The sequence below is a fragment of the Caballeronia sp. SL1002 genome, assembly GCF_057814995.1.
Genome location: NZ_JBYMUW010000001.1, coordinates 299,202 through 319,224, shown reverse-complemented (window position 1 = coordinate 319,224; position 20,023 = coordinate 299,202). Strand labels below are relative to the sequence as shown.

General features: G+C 58.7%; 17 protein-coding genes. 8 read left to right on the top strand and 9 right to left on the bottom strand.

All coding sequences use genetic code 11. From position 1 onward, the window contains the following. Positions 1-4 precede the first annotated feature (4 nt). Positions 5-1,483 carry an NAD-dependent succinate-semialdehyde dehydrogenase gene (locus AC3D25_RS01540; protein WP_488886753.1) on the bottom strand — a complete coding sequence of 493 codons (1,479 nt, stop codon included), beginning with the start codon at positions 1,481-1,483 and terminating at the stop codon, positions 5-7. A 27-nt stretch (positions 1,484-1,510) separates the two neighbouring features. Beyond that, positions 1,511-3,154, bottom strand: a complete 1,644-nt coding sequence (locus tag AC3D25_RS01535; protein WP_488886752.1) for a GMC family oxidoreductase — start codon at positions 3,152-3,154, stop codon at positions 1,511-1,513. A gap of 350 nt (positions 3,155-3,504) precedes the next feature. On the opposite strand from AC3D25_RS01535, the gene AC3D25_RS01530 reads away from it, so the two are divergent. The 7 genes from AC3D25_RS01530 to otnK all read left to right on the top strand — a co-directional run bounded on the left by AC3D25_RS01530 (position 3,505) and on the right by otnK (position 10,383). Beyond that, positions 3,505-3,795 (top strand): putative quinol monooxygenase, encoded by a 291-nt coding sequence (locus AC3D25_RS01530; RefSeq protein WP_488886751.1) that lies wholly within the window; start codon positions 3,505-3,507, stop codon positions 3,793-3,795. 135 nt (positions 3,796-3,930) lie between these two features. After that, positions 3,931-4,755, top strand: coding sequence for an SMP-30/gluconolactonase/LRE family protein (locus tag AC3D25_RS01525; protein ID WP_488886750.1), 825 nt, complete (start codon positions 3,931-3,933; stop codon positions 4,753-4,755). Between the two features lie 4 nt (positions 4,756-4,759). Continuing rightward, positions 4,760-5,536, top strand: coding sequence for an SDR family oxidoreductase (locus AC3D25_RS01520; RefSeq protein ID WP_488886749.1), 777 nt, complete (start codon positions 4,760-4,762; stop codon positions 5,534-5,536). A gap of 54 nt (positions 5,537-5,590) precedes the next feature. Further along, on the top strand, positions 5,591-7,072 hold the full coding sequence (locus AC3D25_RS01515; RefSeq protein WP_488886748.1) for an aldehyde dehydrogenase: 1,482 nt from the start codon (positions 5,591-5,593) through the stop codon (positions 7,070-7,072). 159 nt (positions 7,073-7,231) lie between these two features. Beyond that, the gene (locus AC3D25_RS01510; RefSeq protein ID WP_488886747.1) at positions 7,232-8,149 is read left to right on the top strand and encodes an NAD(P)-dependent oxidoreductase; all 918 of its coding nucleotides are present in this window, start codon (positions 7,232-7,234) and stop codon (positions 8,147-8,149) included. Continuing rightward, positions 8,146-9,015, top strand: coding sequence for an NAD(P)-dependent oxidoreductase (locus tag AC3D25_RS01505; RefSeq protein WP_488886746.1), 870 nt, complete (start codon positions 8,146-8,148; stop codon positions 9,013-9,015). Before AC3D25_RS01510 ends, AC3D25_RS01505 begins: the two co-directional genes overlap by 4 nt. An 87-nt stretch (positions 9,016-9,102) precedes the next feature. After that, positions 9,103-10,383 carry a 3-oxo-tetronate kinase gene (otnK, locus tag AC3D25_RS01500; protein WP_488886745.1) on the top strand — a complete coding sequence of 427 codons (1,281 nt, stop codon included), beginning with the start codon at positions 9,103-9,105 and terminating at the stop codon, positions 10,381-10,383. 123 nt (positions 10,384-10,506) lie between these two features. Here otnK and AC3D25_RS01495 read toward each other — a convergent pair whose 3' ends face one another. After that, on the bottom strand, positions 10,507-11,925 hold the full coding sequence (locus AC3D25_RS01495) for an aldehyde dehydrogenase family protein (RefSeq protein ID WP_488886744.1): 1,419 nt from the start codon (positions 11,923-11,925) through the stop codon (positions 10,507-10,509). Between the two features lie 571 nt (positions 11,926-12,496). On the opposite strand from AC3D25_RS01495, the gene AC3D25_RS01490 reads away from it, so the two are divergent. Beyond that, positions 12,497-13,426, top strand: a complete 930-nt coding sequence (locus AC3D25_RS01490; RefSeq protein WP_488886743.1) for a LysR substrate-binding domain-containing protein — start codon at positions 12,497-12,499, stop codon at positions 13,424-13,426. A gap of 66 nt (positions 13,427-13,492) precedes the next feature. On the opposite strand, the gene AC3D25_RS01485 is transcribed toward AC3D25_RS01490, so the two are convergent. The 6 genes from AC3D25_RS01485 to AC3D25_RS01460 all read right to left on the bottom strand — a co-directional run bounded on the left by AC3D25_RS01485 (position 13,493) and on the right by AC3D25_RS01460 (position 20,011). Continuing rightward, positions 13,493-14,458: a 2-hydroxyacid dehydrogenase gene (locus AC3D25_RS01485; RefSeq protein ID WP_488886742.1), complete on the bottom strand. Its 966-nt coding sequence runs from the start codon at positions 14,456-14,458 to the stop codon at positions 13,493-13,495. 25 nt (positions 14,459-14,483) lie between these two features. Then, a complete protein-coding gene (locus tag AC3D25_RS01480; RefSeq protein ID WP_035942077.1) occupies positions 14,484-15,281 on the bottom strand; it encodes an HpcH/HpaI aldolase family protein in 798 nt (265 codons plus the stop codon). Between the two features lie 43 nt (positions 15,282-15,324). Next, on the bottom strand, positions 15,325-15,984 hold the full coding sequence (locus tag AC3D25_RS01475; protein ID WP_488886741.1) for an aspartate/glutamate racemase family protein: 660 nt from the start codon (positions 15,982-15,984) through the stop codon (positions 15,325-15,327). Positions 15,985-16,046: 62 nt separating this feature from the next. Next, the gene (locus AC3D25_RS01470; RefSeq protein ID WP_488886740.1) at positions 16,047-16,889 is read right to left on the bottom strand and encodes a hypothetical protein; all 843 of its coding nucleotides are present in this window, start codon (positions 16,887-16,889) and stop codon (positions 16,047-16,049) included. Positions 16,890-17,044: 155 nt separating this feature from the next. Next, positions 17,045-18,436: an MmgE/PrpD family protein gene (locus tag AC3D25_RS01465; RefSeq protein WP_488886739.1), complete on the bottom strand. Its 1,392-nt coding sequence runs from the start codon at positions 18,434-18,436 to the stop codon at positions 17,045-17,047. 117 nt (positions 18,437-18,553) lie between these two features. Then, entirely contained in the window at positions 18,554-20,011 is a 1,458-nt protein-coding gene (locus tag AC3D25_RS01460; protein WP_488886738.1) for an NAD-dependent succinate-semialdehyde dehydrogenase, read from the bottom strand. Between the last annotated feature and the right edge of the window lie 12 nt (positions 20,012-20,023).

The following is a 20,023-nucleotide window of genomic DNA, read 5'->3' as shown; positions in this document are numbered from 1 at the left end:
TTTCTTACATGCGCACTGTCTTTTGCAGCACTGTCTTCGTGACCATATAGGCGTCGAGCGTTGATGGGCCGCCTTCACGTCCGATACCGCTGTCTTTGACACCCCCAAAAGGCGTGTCGGCGTCCGGCGTGCCGAAATGGTTGATGGAGAGGACGCCACACTCCAGCTCGCGGCCGATACGCTCGGCGTCCTCCAATGAGTTGGTAAAGGCATACGCGGCCAGCCCGACCGATAGGCTGTTGGCGAGCGCAATGGCCTCGCCCAGATCGTCCACGCGCACGCATGCGGCGAGCGGGCCGAACGGCTCTATCGTCATTGCGTCGGCGTCGTTCGGGACGTCGGCGAGAACGGTCGGCGCGAAGAAGTAACCTCGTTCGCCAATGCGCTCGCCTCCGGCAGCCACGCGCGCTCCGCGTTGCCGGGCGTCCGCCACGAGAGATTGCATGGCCGCCAGCCGCCGTGCGCTTGCCACCGGCCCCATCTGCGCGGTCTTGCTGAAGCCGTCGCCGACGCGGACATCCTTCACCGCATCGGCGAAAGCGGCGACGAAGTCGTCATACACGCTGCTGTGAACGATGAACCGTGATGGCGACGCGCAGATCTGTCCGCTCGCGTTCGTCTTGCCGCGCGCCGCGAGCCGTCCGACTGCCGCGCCATTCACACCTTCGCAGACCAGTACCGGAGCGTGACCGCCGAGTTCCATCAAGACGGGCTTCATAGCCGCCGCGGCGAGTTGCGTGAGGTGCTTGCCGACCTGCACCGAGCCCGTAAACGTGACGAGCCGAATGACAGGCGAAGCAATGAGGGCCGACGATATTTCCGCCGGATTGCCGAACACGAGATTCAGCACGCCAGGCGGCAACCCCGCCTCTTCGAAAGCCTTCACCATGAGACATGCGGTAGCGGGCGTTTCTTCGGCCGCCTTCAGAATGACTGAGCACCCCGCCGACAAAGCGGCACTGACTTTGCGGGCGGCCGAACTGATCGGTACGTTCCACGGCGTGAACGCGGCCACCGGTCCGATCGGCTGCCGCAAGATGAACTTCTGCATCTGCGGTTCGCCGGGCACGATCAACCCGTAGTCGCGTAGTGACTGCGCCGCATTCCATTCGAAGAAGTTCATCGACCGGTCGGCTTCCGCGTAGGCATCGGAGTAGAGCTTGCCGTTTTCCAACGTGATCGTCGTGGCGATGAGCTCGAGCCGCTCGCGCATCAAAGCCGCTGCTTTCTGGATGATCTTGACGCGCTGCTGGGGCGGTGTGTCGCGCCAGATTGGGAATCCGCGTGCGGCTGCGTCCAGGGCACGCGAAAGATCGTCGCCTGTCGCCTTCGGCACCTGTCCCAGTACTTCTTCCGTAGCCGGGTTTCTTACTTCGACCGCTGTTTCGCGGTCGTAGATCCACTCGCCATCGATGAACAGGCCGACGCGCGGATACTGAGTTTGCACCTTGCTTTGATCGCTTTGAAGACTTGCGGTTGACATTGAAGAAATTCCTTTTGCTTAGCTTGTTCAGACCGCGGACACTCTCTCGATCTCGCGAATGCCTCGACGAGATGAAGCGTCCTTCGCAATCATGTCGGCCGCCTTCACGCCGATCATGATGGAGGGCGCGTTCGTGTTGCCCGACGTGAGATGCGGCATGATCGATGCATCCGCCACCCGCAAGCGCTCTACCCCTCTCACGCGCAGGCGCTCATCCACGACAGCGAGGCGGTCGCGGCCCATCTTGCAGGTGCCCGCCTGATGGTGTGCGGAGTTTCCGGTCATCGCCATCCATTGAAGAATCTGTTCGTCCGTCTCAACCATCGGACCGGGAATCTCTTCTTCGATGACGCGCGATGCGATCGGCGCCGTCGACATGATTTGACGAATCATCTTCACGCCCGCGATCATCGCCCTGTTGTCGTCGTCGTTGCTCAGGAAGTTGGGCTTGAACACGGCGGGATCGTCAGGCTTCGACGAGCGCAAGGTCACGGTCCCAGTGGCGCGCGGACGCAGCAGGTACACCGATACGCCCATGCCTGGCTGACGATCCACTTCGCACTGGCCGCCCGGATGGTAGGTAAAGGTCATCGGCCGGAAGCTGATCTGCAAGTCCGCATACGCTTCTTCGGGACGGCTCTTCACGAAGGCGCCGACTTGCGAGGAGCCGAGCGCCAGATAGCCTTTGCGCGTCAGCAGATAGCGTGCGCCTTCGAGATACTTCCGGAAGCCGCCCAATTCGAGGTTGTAGGAACTATCCGGCGTCGAGCGATAGCTTCCATGCACATAAAAGTGGTCTTGGAGATTGAGCCCCACGCCCGGTAGGTTCACGAGCATTTTGATGCCGTGTCTTTGCAACTCTTCGTCCGGCCCGATGCCGGATAGCATGAGTATCTGCGGCGAGTTGAGCGATCCGGCCGACAGAATCACTTCCTTCGCTGCATCGAACGTTCTACGCTCTCCCTTAACAACGACTTCGACACCTGTCGCCACATTGCCCTTCAGCACGATGCGTTGCACAGCGGCCTCGGTCAGCACCGTTAGGTTGCGCCGGTGACGCACGGGTTCCACGAACGCCGTGTAGGCGGAGTAGCGCCGTCCTCCGCGAATGGTGTGCTGCATGAAGCCGACGCCGTCGTGCACTGCACCGTTGAAGTCCTCCGTGGGAGGAACGCCCAAACGCGCCGTGGCCTCGATAAAATCATGTGAGCTGCGGACCTTCAATACGGGATCGCTGACCCACAGTGGTCCGCCTGCGCCGCGATAGTCGTTCGCGCCGCGTTCGTTGTGCTCCATCTGTTTGAAGTACGTCAGGAGATCGTCGTATCCCCACCCCGGATTTCCCAGGTCGCGCCAACTGTCGAAGTCGTTACGATGTCCCCGAATAAAGATCATTCCGTTGATAGAACTGGAGCCCCCCAGTGTCTTACCGCGCGGCCAATACATCTTTCGGTTGTAAAGCGCCGGCATCGAATCGGTGTGGTAATTCCAGTTGAGCTCTTTATGGAAGTACAGCTTCGCCATACCGGCCGGTGTGTTCACCCAGAACCTGTCGGCAGGAGGCCCAGCTTCCAGAAGCAAGACCTTGTTCTCCGGGTTATCGCTTAGGCCACGTGCAAGCGCGCAGCCCGCCGATCCCGCTCCGATGATGATGTAGTCGTATATTTCCATGCCGTCCAACTGCTGGTCAGAAGTGGGTGTTGCTGTTTGATGAAGGTTATTTCTCAGTTGACGGTTAGGTCTAGTTGGTTTTTCTGGCGTTGAGGGTAAGCATTGCTGAACTGATCTCCGGCCGGCATGCAGACCGTCCGCAGACGCCCGCCACAGCGCCTTTCGCTTGTCAGCATTAGGGTGGCCGATCATTCAAAGCCCGCGCTTCCTAAGGGAAACACCTAGCCTGCGGCTTCGTCTGATTGCCTGCGGTGTCGCGATTTGCGCTGACCTATCGCAAGAGCGCTTTTGTTCTCCGATGCGCGCGTATATCCTCGCCTTTCCTTTTTCCATGTCGACAGGAGAACACCATGTCCGAGGTATCCGCGATTGCCATCTCGTTTGCAAAGCCCGGCTGCGAGGAGGAGCTGGCTGAGGCACTCGAAGGCTTGCTCGCGCCCGTTCACGAAGAAGACGGCGTGCTTCAGTACGAGATGTACCGCGATATGCACGAGCCGCGCTGCTTCGTCTTTATCGAACGATGGGAAAGCCTGGAAACTTTCAACGCGCATTGCAGCTCGCCGCATGTCAAGGCTTACCTGACGAAGACTGAAGGCTGGGTCGAAAGCAACAAGATTCATGTGCTGAAGAAAGGGAAATAACCGGTTCAAGGTGGGCCTTCAGCCTTGCTTACCGTCGAGCGAACAAAAACGAACTGGACCTGACAGGCAACGAGGCAATAACCTGATTCGAAAGGAGACACCTCACCGCGTCATTTCCATTACAAGAGCATATCCATGAAAGAGCATCAGGCGACGCTTGTGGCCGACGGCTTCATCTTCCTGGAGGCGCCACGCTGGTTTGACGACCGCCTTTGGGTCTCGGACGTTTTCGATTCCAAGCTTTATGTCGTCGCTGAAGACGGTACGCGCAGCGTCGTCTGTGATGTACCGGGACGCCCGGCGGGAATCGGCTTTCTGCCGGACAAGACGCTCATTGTCGTGTCATGCGCGCAAAGGAAACTGATGATGGTGTCGAACGGCGCCCTTTCGGTTTATGCGGACCTGAGCGATATAGCGAGTGGTGACCTCAACGATCTCGTCGTCGATGATGCCGGCCGCGCTTATGTCGGGAATTTCGGCTACGACCTGTTCGGTGGAGCGCCGATACGACCGACCGATATGCACGCCGTCGAGCCTGACGGTTCCATTCGCGTCGCAGCCGAGGGACTGGAATTCCCCAATGGAGCAGTGATCAAGGACGACGGCCGCACGCTCGTGGTAGCCGAGACCTGGTGCGGCAGGCTGACTGCGTACGACAGAGCGAATGACGGCAGGCTATCCAACAGGCGTCTTTTCGCGAACCTCAAGAGCAGGCAGCCCGACGGGATCTGTGCGGACAAGCATGGCGCCATCTGGGCGGGCTGCTATAACACCGGCGAGTTCGTTCGTGTACTCGAAGGCGGCGAAATCACGGACCGAATACGGTTCGAGGGCAACGCCGTGTCGTGCACGCTCGGCGGCAGAGGGGGAGATACGCTCTATTGCTGCGTGTACCTCGGAACGGATGAACAACTGCAAGCGCGACAGCCGCGCAGCGCCATATTTAAAACGGAGATATGAAGCAATGACGACTCATCGCAAGTGGAACTATGAAGGGAAAGTGGCTTTCGTGACCGGCGCGGCGAACGGAATCGGGCAGGCAACCGCCCTGGCTTTCGCGCAGGAAGGCGCGGATGTGGTGGTGGTCGATCTCTCGGAAGAAGGCGCACAGGAGACTGTGCGGATGATCGAAGCGGAGGGGGTTCGCGCGCTCGCGGTTAAATGCGATGTCTCGAAGCCGGACGACGTGCAAGCGGCGCTCGCCGCAACCATCGATAAATTCGGCCGGCTCGACTTCGCGTTCAATAACGCAGGCATCGAGCAGGCGCTCGCCTACACGGCCGAGATTCCCGACGAAGCGTTCGAACGCATCCTGCGCGTGAATCTCGGCGGCGTCTTTTACTGCATGAAGTACCAGATCCCGATCATGCTCAAAAACGGCGGCGGTTCGATTGTCAATACATCGTCTGGCGCAGGCGTGGTTGGCATCCGTGGTCAAGGCGCTTACTGTGCGTCCAAGCACGGCGTCATTGGTCTCACAAAGTCGGCAGCGCTCGAGTACGGGAAAGATGGCGTGCGCATCAACGCTGTGTGTCCGGGCATCATCGATACGCCGATGATCGGCCGCTTCACGCAAGGCACCGAAGAGAACCGCAAGCGGATGATCGCGCAAGAGCCGATTGGCCGCCTCGGCCGCCCAGAGGAGATCGCCAATACGGTCCTCTGGCTGTGTTCTGATGTAGCGGGTTTCGCGATCGGTCATGCAGTCGTGGTCGACGGCGGGCAGACAGCGGGCCTCTGACCCACAAATCGACTCCAACGTTCGATGCGTTCGCGGGATCATGGAGACAGGTGCGTGAAGACATATCAGTTGTGGATCAACGGGAAGCACGAGGATCCCGTGAAAGGCGAATGGATCGACACAGTGAATCCCTACACCGGAGAGCCTTGGGCAAGGGTTCCTCGCGGGACGGCTGAAGATTCGGCCCGTGCCGTAAAAGCCGCCAAGCGCGCGCTGGATGACAGCCCGTGGAGCCGGATGACAGCAACCGAGCGCGGCAAGGTGATGCGGCGCATAGGCGATCTGATCGTCCAGCATGCCACGCCACTCGCCGCAACAGAGACGCGGGACAACGGCAAAGTCTTCACGGAGATGCAGGGTCAGTTGAAGACCATTCCCGAATACTGGTACTACTACGGGGGGCTCGCGGACAAGATTGAAGGCGCGGTCATGCCGGTGGAGAAGGCCGACGTCTTCGCCTTTACCACGCATGAGCCAGTGGGCGTCGTCGCGGCGCTGACCGCATGGAATTCGCCGTTGCAATTTTTGTCGTTAAAGTGCGCTCCCGCGTTGGCCGCCGGCTGCACGGTCGTCGTGAAACCTTCGGAATTTGCGTCGGCGAGCTCACTCGAATTTGCAGCGCTCACCAAAGAAGCCGGATTGCCCGATGGGGTCTTCAATGTCGTCACGGGCTATGGCAACGAAGTAGGCGCTGCGCTCGTCGAGCATGAGGATGTCGCGAAAATCAGCTTCACTGGCTCGGACAACACAGGCAAGCGGATCTACGAGACTGCAGCCCGAGGCATGAAGCGCGTCGCAATGGAACTGGGCGGGAAGTCGCCGAATATCGTTTTCGAGGACGCGGACCTCGATGCTGCGGCAGTCGGCGTCGTCTCGGGCATTTTTGGTGCAGCGGGACAGATGTGCATCGCCGGTTCGCGGCTGCTCGTGCAGAATTCGATCAAGGAGCGTTTCACTGAGCGCCTGCTCGCTCGCGCTCGGGGTGTGAATCTTGGCGACCCGATGCAGCCGGAGACGAACGTTGGGCCCATCGCAACGCCTCCTCAATACGCGAAGGTGCTCGACTACATCGAGATCGCAAGACGCGACGGCGCCCGTTGCATTCTCGGCGGCAAGCCCGCGGCCGGTCCCGGTGTAACGGGCGGCCAGTTCGTGGAGCCGACCATCTTCACAGACGTCACCAACGACATGCGCATCGCGCAGGAGGAAGTCTTCGGTCCGGTGCTGTCCATCATCGGGTTCGATGACGAGCAACACGCCGTGGCGTTGGCGAACAGCGTGATTTACGGTCTGGTCGCGGGTGTCTGGACCGCGAACATCGGCCGAGCGATGCGCATGACAAAGGCCCTGAAAGCCGGCACCGTCTGGGTCAATACGTACCGAGCCTACAGTTTCATGATGCCGTTTGGCGGCATGAAGATGTCGGGCATCGGTCGTGAGAACGGAATCGAAGCGGTTCATGAGTTCCTCGAAACCAAAAGCGTCTTTCTATCTACCTCCGAGAAGCCGCCAGCGAATGCCTTCGTGCAGCGGTAGCAACGTTCCTGGTCATACGCGGTAAGACGCACTTACCACCACGCCGAGAAAATGCGACTCGACGCACAACGTGCCGTGGCGCACCATCACTTTGCGCCGCATTGTTCCTGCGGCGGTCGGCCGGGGACGTCATCGGCAATGAAAGTCAGGAGGAGATAAATGCGCATCGGTTATATCGGGCTGGGCGCCATGGGTGGCGCGCTCGCGCGTCATCTGATCGGCAAGTTTCCGTTGAGCGTGTTCGATTTGAACGAGAAGACTGTGAGTGCTTTCGTCGAACTGGGCGCCACAGCGGCAGCAACGCCCGCGGAACTCGCGCGTAATAGCGACGTCGTGCTGCTTTGCTTGCCGAGGAGCTCGGACGTCCAGGCGGTGCTCTTCGGTGCGAACGGGGTGGCCGATGGGCTAGCGCCGGGAAAGATCGTCGTCGATCAAACCAGTGGCGTGCCGGCAGAAACCAACGGATTCGCTCGTCAACTCGAAGAGATGGGCGTCGCATTGTTCGACGCACCGGTCTCCGGTGCGATGGCTACGGCCATTGCCGGTACCATTTCGATCATCGCCTCGGGCCCGCACGACGCGTTTCAGAAGACGCTGCCGGTACTGCACGCGATCAGCCCGAACGTCTTTCATTGCGGCGAACGCGTGGGTAACGGTCAGACCATGAAGACCGTAAACAATATGATGAACGTCAGTTGCCGCCTGGCGACTCTGGAGGTCGTGGCCATGGGGCGAAAGTTCGGCCTGCCCCTCGAACTCATGACCGAGGCGATCAACGCAACGACGGCTCGTAACTACACCTCGCAGGGCATGCTGCCTGCCATCGCGGAAGGGCGTCAGTCCACCAAGTTCTGGCTCGCGCTTCAAGTGAAAGACATCCATCAGGCGATCGGTTTGGCCGCAGAGCAGAAAGTCCCCATGCCCATAGGCGGCGCTGCGCGCTCGCTTCTGCAGATCGGCCTAAATTCGCTCGGCAAGGACGCCCAACTCGAACAGATGATCGGCGTCATCGAGTCGATGGCCGATACCAAGTTCGCTGATCTGCAGAAGAATGTCGCGAACCAGGAGGCAAAGTGACTACGATTGCAATGGCGGGAAGCGGTGATTTAGCCGCGTTTGTCGCGCGTGCGTTGGCGAAGACGCATTCGGTTCGAATTTTTGACACAAACAATGGCTCTCTGCAATGCGAGGGCGCCGAACAAGCGAAGAGCCTTGTGGATCTGACCAAGGGCGCAGACGTCGTCGTGCTATGCACCGATGCCGATAACGCGCGCGAGGCGCTGCTTCGCGACACGGACTGGCTAAAGGGCATCTCCGTTGTCATCGACGTGGGGCAAGGTGACCCGGACAATAGCCGGTCGCTTTCGAAGAACTTGAACGACATCGGCATCGCGCTTGTCGATGCACCTCTTCACACCGAGAACACTGAAGCGATTGCCGACGCATCGGCGATTTTCTTTGGTGGCCCCGCCGACGTACTCGGTTCTGTGCGACCGATTCTTGAAGCGGTGTGCCCGAAGGTGATTCATTGCGGCGATGCCGGGAGCGGGCACGCCATGCGTCTGGTCGTCGCGGCAATTGCGGCATGCAACCGCCTCATCACCTATGAGTGCGCCGCCATGGGCGCCAAGAACGGACTCACGGTTGCAGATATGGCGACCGTGTTGAACAAAAGCTCGGGCTACAACAGTGCGTCCGCGCGTGTGCTTCCGGCTCTCGCCGCGAATGCGCAAACGGCTAATGCAACGGTGGGCAACTGCGCGAGCGACTTGAGAAAAGCATCGGCGCTAGGCATGCGTTACGGGGCACCGATGCTCATCGCGACCATGGTCCGGTCCACGCTCGATGCTGCGTCCCACCGACTCGGCGAATCGGCGAGTATCGACGCGTTGGCGAAGATCTGGGAGATCGATGCGGGGTTGCCAGCGTCAAGCTCACATTGATTCTCCGATGAACTCTGCGGACGGCGGTTCGCGCAACTCAGTCTGACCACCAATACGGGGCAACGGAATCCCCGAGGGAGCGAAGCAATGGCGCAGGCACTGCTCGGCTGCATCGCCGACGACTTCACCGGCGCGACCGATCTGGCCAATATGCTGGTGCGCGGCGGCATGCGCACGGTTCTAACTATCGGTGTACCGGATACAGATGTAAAAATCGAAGCCGATGCGCTCGTCGTCGCGCTTAAGTCGCGCACGATTCCCCGCAAACAAGCCGTGCGGCAATCGCTCGATGCGCTCGAGTGGTTGCGCGCACAGGGCTGCCGGCAGTTTTTCTTCAAATATTGCTCGACCTTCGACTCTACGAATCGAGGCAATATCGGCCCGGTCGCGGATGCGTTGCTCGATGCGTTGAGGGGCGACTTCGCCATCGCCTGCCCGGCGTTTCCAGAAAACGGCCGAACGGTGTTTCGCGGCAATCTTTTCGTCGGCGACGTGTTGCTGAACGAATCGGGCATGGAGAATCACCCGCTCACGCCCATGTCCGATTCCAATCTCGTACGGGTGTTGCAGCGGCAGACCAAGTCCATAGTCGGACTCATTCGTTACGACATCATCGCGAAAGGCGCAGAGGCCGTGCGTGTGCGCATCGAAGAGTTGAAGGAGGACGGCGCGCGGATGGCCATTGCCGACGCACTTTCGGATGCCGATCTGTACACAATCGGCCGGGCATGCCGCGACCTCTCATTGGTTACTGGCGGGTCGGGGATAGCGCTCGGGTTGCCACAAAACTTCCACTCGGCGGACCTGCTCGTGTACGCGGGCGATGCCGCCGATCTTCCGCGCATCGACGGTGGCTCGGTCGTGCTCGCCGGGAGCGCATCGAAGGCGACTAATGCGCAGGTGGCCGAGTGGCGTGCATCGCGGCCGAGCTTTCGCATCGACCCGATCGCGCTGTCTCGCGGCGAACCGGTGGTCGAGCGTGCTATCGAATTCGTGCGCGGACACGATGAAACGGTGCTGATCTACGCCACGACATCGACGGACGAAGTGAAGCTTGCGCAGAAGGAATTGGGCGTTGAGAAGGCGGGGCATTTGGTCGAAGCTGCGCTGGCCTCCATCGCGTGCAAATTACGTGAAGTGGGTGTGCGCAAGTTCGTTGTTGCAGGCGGTGAAACGTCAGGTGCAGTGGTTCAGGCGCTCGATGTCCGCTCGCTGCGCGTTGGACCGCAAATCGATCCTGGGATACCGGCGACGCAATCCATTAGTGCCAAGCCGCTGGGACTGGCCCTGAAGTCTGGCAATTTTGGGACGATCAACTTCTTCGCCAAAGCCCTGGAAGCTTTGAACGGCGCGCATGTGGCCGCCTGATGAAGATGCGCCTAATGTGGCGAAACGCCTTCCATTTGAGACTCTGCAGGAAGACGCTCCAGGATGTGTGACTACTCGTGCATCCTGGAGCGTTCCTAGCGTCTATTCGCAACGCACCGCTCGTCAGTCGAAACCGATCATGGCTTTGGTCTCGAGATACTCCTCGAGCCCGAAGACACCCATCTCTCGTCCATTACCGGAACGCTTGTATCCACCCATCGGCGCCTCTGTGTTGCTCGTCGCACCGTTGAGAAAGACGCGGCCAGCCTGAAGCTGACGGCCGACGAAACCACCTCGTTCCCGGTTCGATGAGAACACGTAAGCGCCTAAACCGTACGGCGTTCCATTCGCGATCTCGATGGCTTCTTCCTCCGTCCGATAAGCAATGACGGCAAGCACAGGACCGAATATTTCTTCCTGCGCGATGCGCATCTGTGGCGTCACGCTGGAGAATATGGTGGGCTTCACAAAGTAACCGCGCTCAAGTCCGTCCGGACGACCGAGGCCGCCAACTCGAACGGTGGCGCCCTCCTCGATGCCAATCCTGATGTAGTCCTGCACTCGTTCGAATTGCAGCTTGTTGACGACTGGGCCCATCGTCACCTGCGGGTCGAGCGGGTTCCCCACTTTCACTGCCTTCGCTTCTTCCTGAAGCAATGCCAACAGTTCATCTTCTTGGCTGGCGTGAACCAGGATGCGCGTGGGCGCATGGCATGACTGACCGGAATTTGAAAATGCGCGTGTGACGTTCCATTTGGCCGCAGCGTGTAAATCCGCATCATCGAGAATCACGTTCGCTGATTTTCCTCCCAGTTCCTGAGCAATGCGCTTGACGGAGGGCGCAGCCGCTTCCGCGATCAAGACCCCGGCTCTGGTGGACCCGGTAAACGAAACCATGTCGATGTCCATGTGCTTGCTAATGGCATTGCCTACGATGGGGCCGTCGCCAAGCACGAGGTTGAAGACGCCCTTCGGGACGCCCGCTTCGTGAAGCACTTCCGTGAGGTGGATCGCACTCAACGGAGTGAACTCACTCGGCTTGAGAACCATCGTGCAGCCGACAGCCAGCGCATAGGCGAGCTTGGTTGCGAGAAGCTGCAGAGGCCAGTTCCATGCGGTGATCAGGCCACACACGCCAATAGGTTCGCGACGAACCGTGTTGGGCCCCAGGCGGTACTCGAACTCGTACTCACGAAGCGTCGCAAGTGCTTGCTTGAAAGAGCCGAGCGCGGCCGGTACATGAATCTTCTGCGAAATCGGTGTACCCAGTTCGAGCGTGACGATTTCCGCGAGCTCGTCCTCGCGTCGAACGAAGCGGTCGATGATGGTTTCGAGCAGTTCGATGCGCTCGTCCTTCGAAGTCTTGCCGAACGAGCCAAAGGCATCCCGCGCGGCCTTCACCGCCAGATCGACGTCTTGCGCGCCGGCCAACATGACTTTTGCGATCGGCTCCTCGGTAGCAGGGTTCACCAATGCCCATTCGCTACGGCTAAGCGGAGAAACCCATTTTCCGTTGATATAGCATTTCTCGTACGATCGCATATGCATCTCCAGTTTGATTTAGTCGGCCACGTCTCGCTTGGGCGTAGCCTTGTAAAGCGTGTGTTTCGGTTGATTTTGGTCCGTGGACCCGGCGCGCTATTCGCGCTCAAGCGCCGAGATTCATGGCGGGCCGCCTGCGCTCTGGCGGAAAGACACACCAGCTCCCGTCGGCGTGGCGAAAGAAGATGAACGCTATGGGACCGTCGTCCGCTGGGCCTTCAACACGCACGAATCTGTATTGCTCGTTGCGACCGTGGCTGAACTGCGTGACGCGAATTCCGTTCGCCACTCCAATCCACTTATCGACGAGCGTGCGTAACGATGTTCCCGAAAGGCTCACTGCTGTCTCCTGCTCTACGTCGACGCCGAAGCGCCTGGCCATCTGTCGCATCCAAAGCGACGACGATAGAAGTTTGAAATCCCACAGACATTGGGTCAAGTCAGCTATTATGGTGCGCTGGTAAGCGGCGCTAACCGACACGAAGAATCATGAGCGTCATGCTGAGACAACGCCCGCGCCCGTTGAAGCTACAGTCTTCCAACCGGCCCCGCTGAAGGAGACACAATAGAGATGGAGCTTCGGCATCTTCGATATTTCATTGCGGCCGCGGAAGAAGAACACTTTGGACGGGCCGCCGTGCGATTACACATCACCCGGCCCGCCGTCTCGCAGATCATCGCCGACCTGGAAGGCGAACTGGGAACACCACTTTTCGAACGGCTCGCGCACACGGTAAAGCTCACTGCGGCCGGGCGCACGCTGTTGCTCCAGCTCGTGCGGGTCATGGACGATTTGAACGAAGCGATCATCCTGACCAAACGTGTTGGACATGGCATGACAGGGACGCTGCGTATCGGATACGGATCGCTGACTCTGATGCATTCGATCTTTCGCGCCGCAGTCAAGCAATTCCGCGAGACGTATCCGGAGATCAGTCTTTCGCTGGTCGAACTCTCGACCTCGCTACAACCGAAGGCTCTCGCAGCGGGTAAGATCGACGCCGGCTTCATGCACTTGGGGCCAAGTCCGCATCCGGGCAAGCGGCGCACCGAGATCAACATCGAGCGGGAAGGCATCGTTCTTGATTCGCTGTGCATCCAGACCGGCCACTTAGGTGTCGCGGTTTCAAATGACCATCGATTAGCGCGGAGGAAGTCGCTTACGCTCGCCGATCTCGCTGACGAAGGGTTCGTAGTCGACCCAAAGTCCAGCAGTAGTCTGAGCTATGGGCAGTTGCATGCTTTCTGCCAGGCAGCCGGGTTCGAGCCGAACATCGTCCAGGAGGTGAGCACGATCGCCTCTCAACTCAACCTTATTTCCGTCGGCATGGGCATTGGATTGGCGGTCATGGGCAAGAACTTCCAGTATCCGAGCGACCTGACGGTCATCCCACTGACGAACCTGGACTATTCAACTCGCTTCATCTTCGGATGGGTACGCAGGCAGAACGATCCGATTTTGGACAAAATGATCGAGATCGTGAATAACCTGTCGAAATAGTCGGGTTGGCGTTGTAGGGCGCGACGCAACTGGGGCCTTCAATCTCGCCCCAGCGCGCACGTTCTCTCAGCGTTGCAACACTTCCGGATTGATCATATTGGACTTTAACGTGCCGTTCAGCGCGCTGATGAGGTTCTCGGCAGCGTTCTTGTTCATTGCGCGTCGCGTCTCATGTGTGGCGGATCCGATATGCGGCAACGTCACCACGTTGTTCATCTTCAGGAGCGGCGACTCAACCGAGAGCGGCTCTTCCAGATAGACATCGAGCCCTGCGCCGGCGATGGTGCCGTCTTTGAGCGCCTCGACGAGCGCCGCTTCGTCGACGATCTGCCCGCGCGACGCATTGATCAAAAACGCGCTGCGCTTCATCGCCTTCAGTTGCGGCGTGCCGATCAGGTTGCGCGTCTCCGCGCTCAACGGCGGCTGTAACAACACGAAGTCGGACGTGCTGAGAAGTTCCTCCAGTTCCACCTTCCTCGCTCCGTACTCGCGTTCAGCGCGCTCGTTGACGCCGTGGTCTACGTACAGAACCTTCATCTCAAAGCCCAAGGCAGCGCGCCGGGCGACCGACGTTCCGATACGGCCCAGTCCAACGATACCCAGCGTCTTGTGATGAACATCCACGCCAAACTTTTCCTCACCGATTTTCTTGGTCCACTTCCCAGCCTTCACGAACGCGTCGAGTTCGGCGAGGCGCCGGGCCGTGAGCAGGACCAGCGAAAACGCAGTGTCGGCGGTCGACTCCGTAAGGACATCCGGCGTATTGGTCAGCAAGATGCCGCGTTGATTCAGATAGTCGATATCGAAGGCATCGAATCCGACCGATACGGTGGATAACACCTTCAGACGTGTCGCGCCCGCGAGCGTTTCCGCGTTCATCTTCACGCCGGTTCCGATGGCGCCGTCAGCAGCCTCGAGCGCGTCGATTAGCGCGTTTGGCTGCTTCGGATCAACGATTGCAACATCGGCGTGAGAACGCAGGTACTCAATCGTTTCCTCGGGCAGCGGCTTATAAACTACGATTTTGTTCATTAACAAGATCCTTGAAGGACAGCAGTCAGAGGTCGCGCATCATCGCGGCCTTGGCGCTTGCTCCGCTCACCAGAAACGAGATGTCGGTGCCAGTCGAGACATATCGTGCCCCCATTTCCACGAACTGCGCGACGAGTTTCGGATGAGCATTGAGGCCGCCGACACCGAGGTGCTTGCCGTGCTTTCTGCAAGCGGCAATCCCCTTCGTGTAAGCATCGCGCACGCTCTCATGCTCGAACTGACCCGCAATGCCAAGCGATGCGCAAAGGTCGTTGGTCCCGATGAAGAGCAGGTCCACGCCTTCGATCGCGGCAATCTCGTCAATCACGTCGAGCGCTTCCTTTGTCTCGATCATGATGACGACCATCGTCGCGTCGTTGACCGCCTCACCCACTTCGGAAGTCGGAAACGAGCGAAAGCCCATGTGAGGCAGCACGCCGCCGTGAGAGCGTTCGCCCAGCGGCGGAAACTTGGCCGCACGAACGACCTGCCTCGCCTGCTCGGCGGTCTCGACATGCGGCGCAATGACCCCCAGCGCGCCACCGTCCAGAATGCGGGCGATCACATCCGACGTGAGATTCGGCAGGCGAACGAATGGCGCGATACCTGCGTTCATGGCCGAGATACAGATTTGGCTCGTCGTTTCCATCGACAGCGTGCTGTGCTCTAGGTCAATGTAAAACGTATCGAAACCCGCAGTTTTGGCAATCGTTACGATCTCAGCCGTTCTGACCAGTCGAACCGTCATGGAGAGCGCCACTTCATCGCGCGCCAGTTTCTCCTTGACGACGTTTCTAACTAGTTCCCGCGCGGTTACTTTCATGTTGTCCCCTCGAGTACACAAGAAGCGCTTGCGCGCTTTCCGTTTAGCGCATGTTGGCGAGTGCTCGCTTGAGCGCTGCGACACCGCTTTGCGGGCTGGATAGCACAGGGATGCGCACGCCCTGCAACTGCGGAACGAGTCGCGCCATTGAAGCCTGCGCCAGCACGACCACGTCGACCTGCTCCGTCAGAGCCGAGATCGTGCCCTTCACGATCTCGTCATGTTTCGCGGCGTCGCCACTGAGCAGCGCCTCGAACGCGCCTCCCGCGATCCGCTCCGTCACGTCAATCGTGCGGCCTAGTTCGGCCGCCTTTTTCTTGATCAGTCGCACGGTCGGTTCGAGCGTCGTCGAAACAGTTGCGACGACGCCGATTCGGCGGCCAATCGAGCTCGCTTCCTCGGCCATCGCCTCATCGATTTTGACGATCGGGGTTGTAACGAAGTGGCGGACGTAGTCAACTGCTTCGCCAACCGAGGAGCATGCGTTCAAAATAATGTCGGCATGCATCGCTTGTGCATTGGACATGTATGAGTTGATTCGACTGGCGACTTCGGGCGTCAGATGCCCGGCAGTTCGTACATCGGCAAGCAAGCTGTCGTCAATAATATTGATGACGCGCGCCTCAGGAATTTGCTCGCTGATTTGCTCCTTGATTGGCTGAACTGTAACCGGCCCGGTGTGAATTACGGCAATCGTAGTCATAGCCTGAGAGGATTCCGTATAAGAGCAACGTTAGACGAGATGCTTTGTTCGACGCAGTAGCGTCAGAATGTTGGCATCACGATACGGAAGAATTCCGTTTCCTCTACCGCCCTGAGCGGCACAGGACCTTCGTTCGCGTCGAACTCAAACGCCGAGTGAAGACCGTACTCTTTGCCTTCAAAGCTGACCTTGCCCTTACTCAGGAAGAGTAACTCGATGGACGGTTGCAACCCTGCGGGAAACGACGCCCCGGCCTCCACCTTCACAAATCCGATTCGTGTATTGCGTTCCGTAAACGAGCCGAGCCATTTTGAAAAGACGCCATTCGTCGGTTCTGGAATCCAGGCATAATTCGCCGGGTTCATCAGTACAAGGTCGTTGTATCGCGGCTGAGCATATTCCAGCTTGCGACCCATCACTTCTTCGAAGCAGGCCTCAAATCCGTCTTGGTTATGCTTCTTGCCCGACTCGTCATACCAAGTGTAGATACCGTCCTTAAATTCGCCTTTGGTTTTGAGCAACTGATTCGCCGCCTCACGCTCTTCGACGCTGACGAATCCGTACCCTTGCGCGCCACCTAACTGGCAGACCATCATCTCCAAGCCTTCGGGACGATCTTGTGGTCCGTAGTACACGCTTTCTGGGAAGTACCCAACCCAACCTTCGGGCATGGTCTTACCCTGTCCGTACGGGAAGCTGCCTTTGATGACGTAGCGAATCTGATCGAAGTTGTGACGGTGACTTGGCGCTGTCCAGCCGCCGGCGCCTGTCCGGCCCACATTAATCAAATAGTTGTTGGGGGAGCCGGGCTTTCCTTGCAACAAAAACTTCTGCTCAAGGACCCCTTCCCGCATGTTGCTTCCAATCCTGCCGAAGTCTGTCGACGACGCTTCTGAAACTCGCATTTAATCCTCCTTACGGTCGTTACATGCCCGCGCTTCATTGCGGATGCGCCCGACGGCGCAAATTCAAATTCGTTGGAACCATTAGGATTCCTGCGTTAAATACACATTTCCCTTTGCGCTGACGAATAACACCGCTTCACGCGGTTCATTCCCTGCTAAGACCTTTCGGCTACGGCTCGCAGTACGTCAGTAGCGTCAACGACCGTTTCGAGCTGGCGGACCAATTGTTGAGCCTTTTCGATGCCCGCGTCTGACGGAGCCACAGTCGCGACGGATGCGCAACTTGCAAACTTCTTGGAGAGCTGCTGCCAGGTAAGCGGTGCTTCGGGGCTACCCGGCACCTTGTCTCCGAGTCGCTCGAACACCTGCCCGTCTTTCGTTGCAATCTCGATTCGGCCGTCAGGCAGCTTGAACGTCCAATTCTGGCTCGGGTCCTGTACTGGCGTCACCTTGGACGCCATCGCGAGTACATGGGGATCCTTCAGCGTCTTCTCAGTAAAATCGGCTATGTCCATTTTTCCTTTGCTCGCCGCGACGCCCACGATGAACGGCAAGCTCATCTTTGCATCAACGAGCGTGGCCGGCGCGCGGCGAACGTCGAGTGGCGTGCACATGGTGTACGTGAAATCGCCGACATAGGTTCGAATCGTCTCGATGTCCTTCGCAGCAATCTGCTTCTCCTTCATCAACTCGATGACGGCGTGGATATAGGTGTGGGAATTTCCGACTGCGGGCCACGCCTTATAGAGGGTCGTGCTTCCGAGAAACTGCTCGCCCAACCCATCGAGCATTTTTTCGCGGTCGTACTTCCCGCCGAAATAGACCTTGAATATCCCGGCCTTTCCTTCGAACAACGTGTCGATGCCCGTAATTCCCTTCTGCGCGAGCAAGGCGGCAATGACAACACCTTTCGCAGTAAAGCCGGCGTACATGCCACGCAAGTCACTGCCCGTTGCAAAGATCACTTCCATCGTCCCGCACGACTGCTGGCTCGCAATACCAAACGCATGGGCGGTCTGCCTGGCAGACAGTCCGAGTACATGAGCGGCTGACGCGGTCGCGGAGAATGCGCCGACCATGGACGACAAATTCCAGTTTTGATTCCAGCCGACATTGCAGCGCAGGCGTGCGAAAAGATCTTGGCCAATGGCGACGGCGGTGATGATCTTCTTGCCAGACACCCCGCCCATGCGTTCCGCCAATGCAAAAACAGATGGTACAATCGAGCTCGCTGCGTGTGCGCCCCACGGAGTCTGGTCGTCGAAGTCCAAACAGTGAGCCATTGAACCGTTAGCAAATGCTGCCGAAATTGCCGGCAGTTTGCTTCCGAAACCCAGAACCGTGCTCTCTGCGCTTCCGCCGCTTTGTTCCAGCAGTTCTACCAACGCTTTCACCGCAGGCTCCATTCCGCTTGCAGCCAGTGTCACGCCCAACGTGTCAAGAATCGTCTTCTTCGCGGCTTCGATGGCGTCGTCGGGCAGATCTTCGTAGCGTGTATTCGCTGCGAATTCGGCAAAGTAATGGCAGAGGTCCAGTTCGTCGTTCATGAAAGAGTTGCTCGGTAAATCAGGGCTTATCGTCGTTTTGATTCTGCGCGACCCAGTTGTTTAAGTACAGTTCGATTTCCTCGACGGCGCGGTAAGTTTGGCTGACTTCCGCCCACATTATGAAAATGACGCGTACTTGACGTTCTGGAACGCCCGAAGACCTTCGATGCCGCCTTCCGAAAACATCCCGCTCTCTTTATGACCGCCGAAGGGCGTTTCCGGATAAGTGACGCGCCAGCCGTTGCAAATAACATTGCCCACTTCGAGGTCATTGACCGCGCGGTGGAGCGTTTCGAATTCGCGGGCGTGCACGTAAGCGCCGAGGCCGTACGGCAGTCGGTTCGATAAGGCTATTGCTTCATCGTACGTATCGAAGGACGTTAATGCTGCGATCGGGCCAAACGGCTCGTCGTTCGACAGCTTTGCGTCAATGGTCACATCGGCAACAATAGTGGGTTCGTAGAAAAACCCCGGGCGATCGATTCTGTTTCCGCCGGTTGTAATGCTCAGCCCGCGCCGCTTGGCATCGGCAACGAGATCCTCGATTGCATTGAGACGTCTTTCGCTTTTCAGTGGCCCCATCTGCGTCGTTGAATCAAAGCCACACCCCACGACGATCTGCTTCGCCTCCGCGGTCATAGCGTCCACAACATCCGCGTAGATTGAGCGTTGCACATAGAAGCGTGTAGGGGCGAAACAGACCTGTCCCGAGTTGGCGAACTTGGCGGCAACCGCGCGTTTGGCGAATGTTTGAACGTCAATACCCTCGAAAGCCAACACGGGTCCGTGACCGCCTAACTCCATGATCGGACGCTTCATGTGTGCGACGGCCTGTTGCGACAGCAACTTCCCAACGGCGGTCGAACCGGTAAACGTAACGGCACGCACCACAGGACTTCCGAGCAACTTGTTGGACATCATCACGGGTTCGCCTGCAAGCACCGACAGCACGCCAGTTGGCAGACCGCATTCGTACACAATCTGGCCTAGCGCGAACGCGCATGCCGGTACCTCTTCGGAAGCGCGAAGCACGATTGAACAGCCCGCGCCCAGCGCGCCTGACATCTTTCGTGAGGGCGTAACTAGCGGCCCATTCCAGGTGACGAAGGCGGCGACAGGACCCACAGGTTCAACAAGCGCCATCTGGCGCGCGTTTAATTCTCTTGACGGTATGACGCGCCCGTACGCGCGTCTACCCTCCTCAGCCGCCCACTCCCACATCCCAGCCGCCACTTCGACCTCTCCAAGCGCCTCATTCCACGGCTTACCTAATTCCAGGACCAAGAGTACAGCCAGGGCTTCCGCTCGCTCGCGCATACGGTCCGCAACGCGCCGCATAAGTTTGCTGCGCTCAAACGCAGATGTATTTCGCCAGGTGTTGAAACCCTTGCTCGTTGCAGCAAGCGCTTCATCAACGTCGCCATCCGTCGCCATCGGCACAGGACCGAGAGCCAAGCCAGTCGTGGGATCAATGACATTCAAGGACGGTTGACCGCTTGCGTATCTCATCTTACCTGCGATGAGCTGGCCCAACTTCGGATACCGTCTGGCCGCTTCTGCTCTGGTAGTGCTCATTCGATTCCCTAT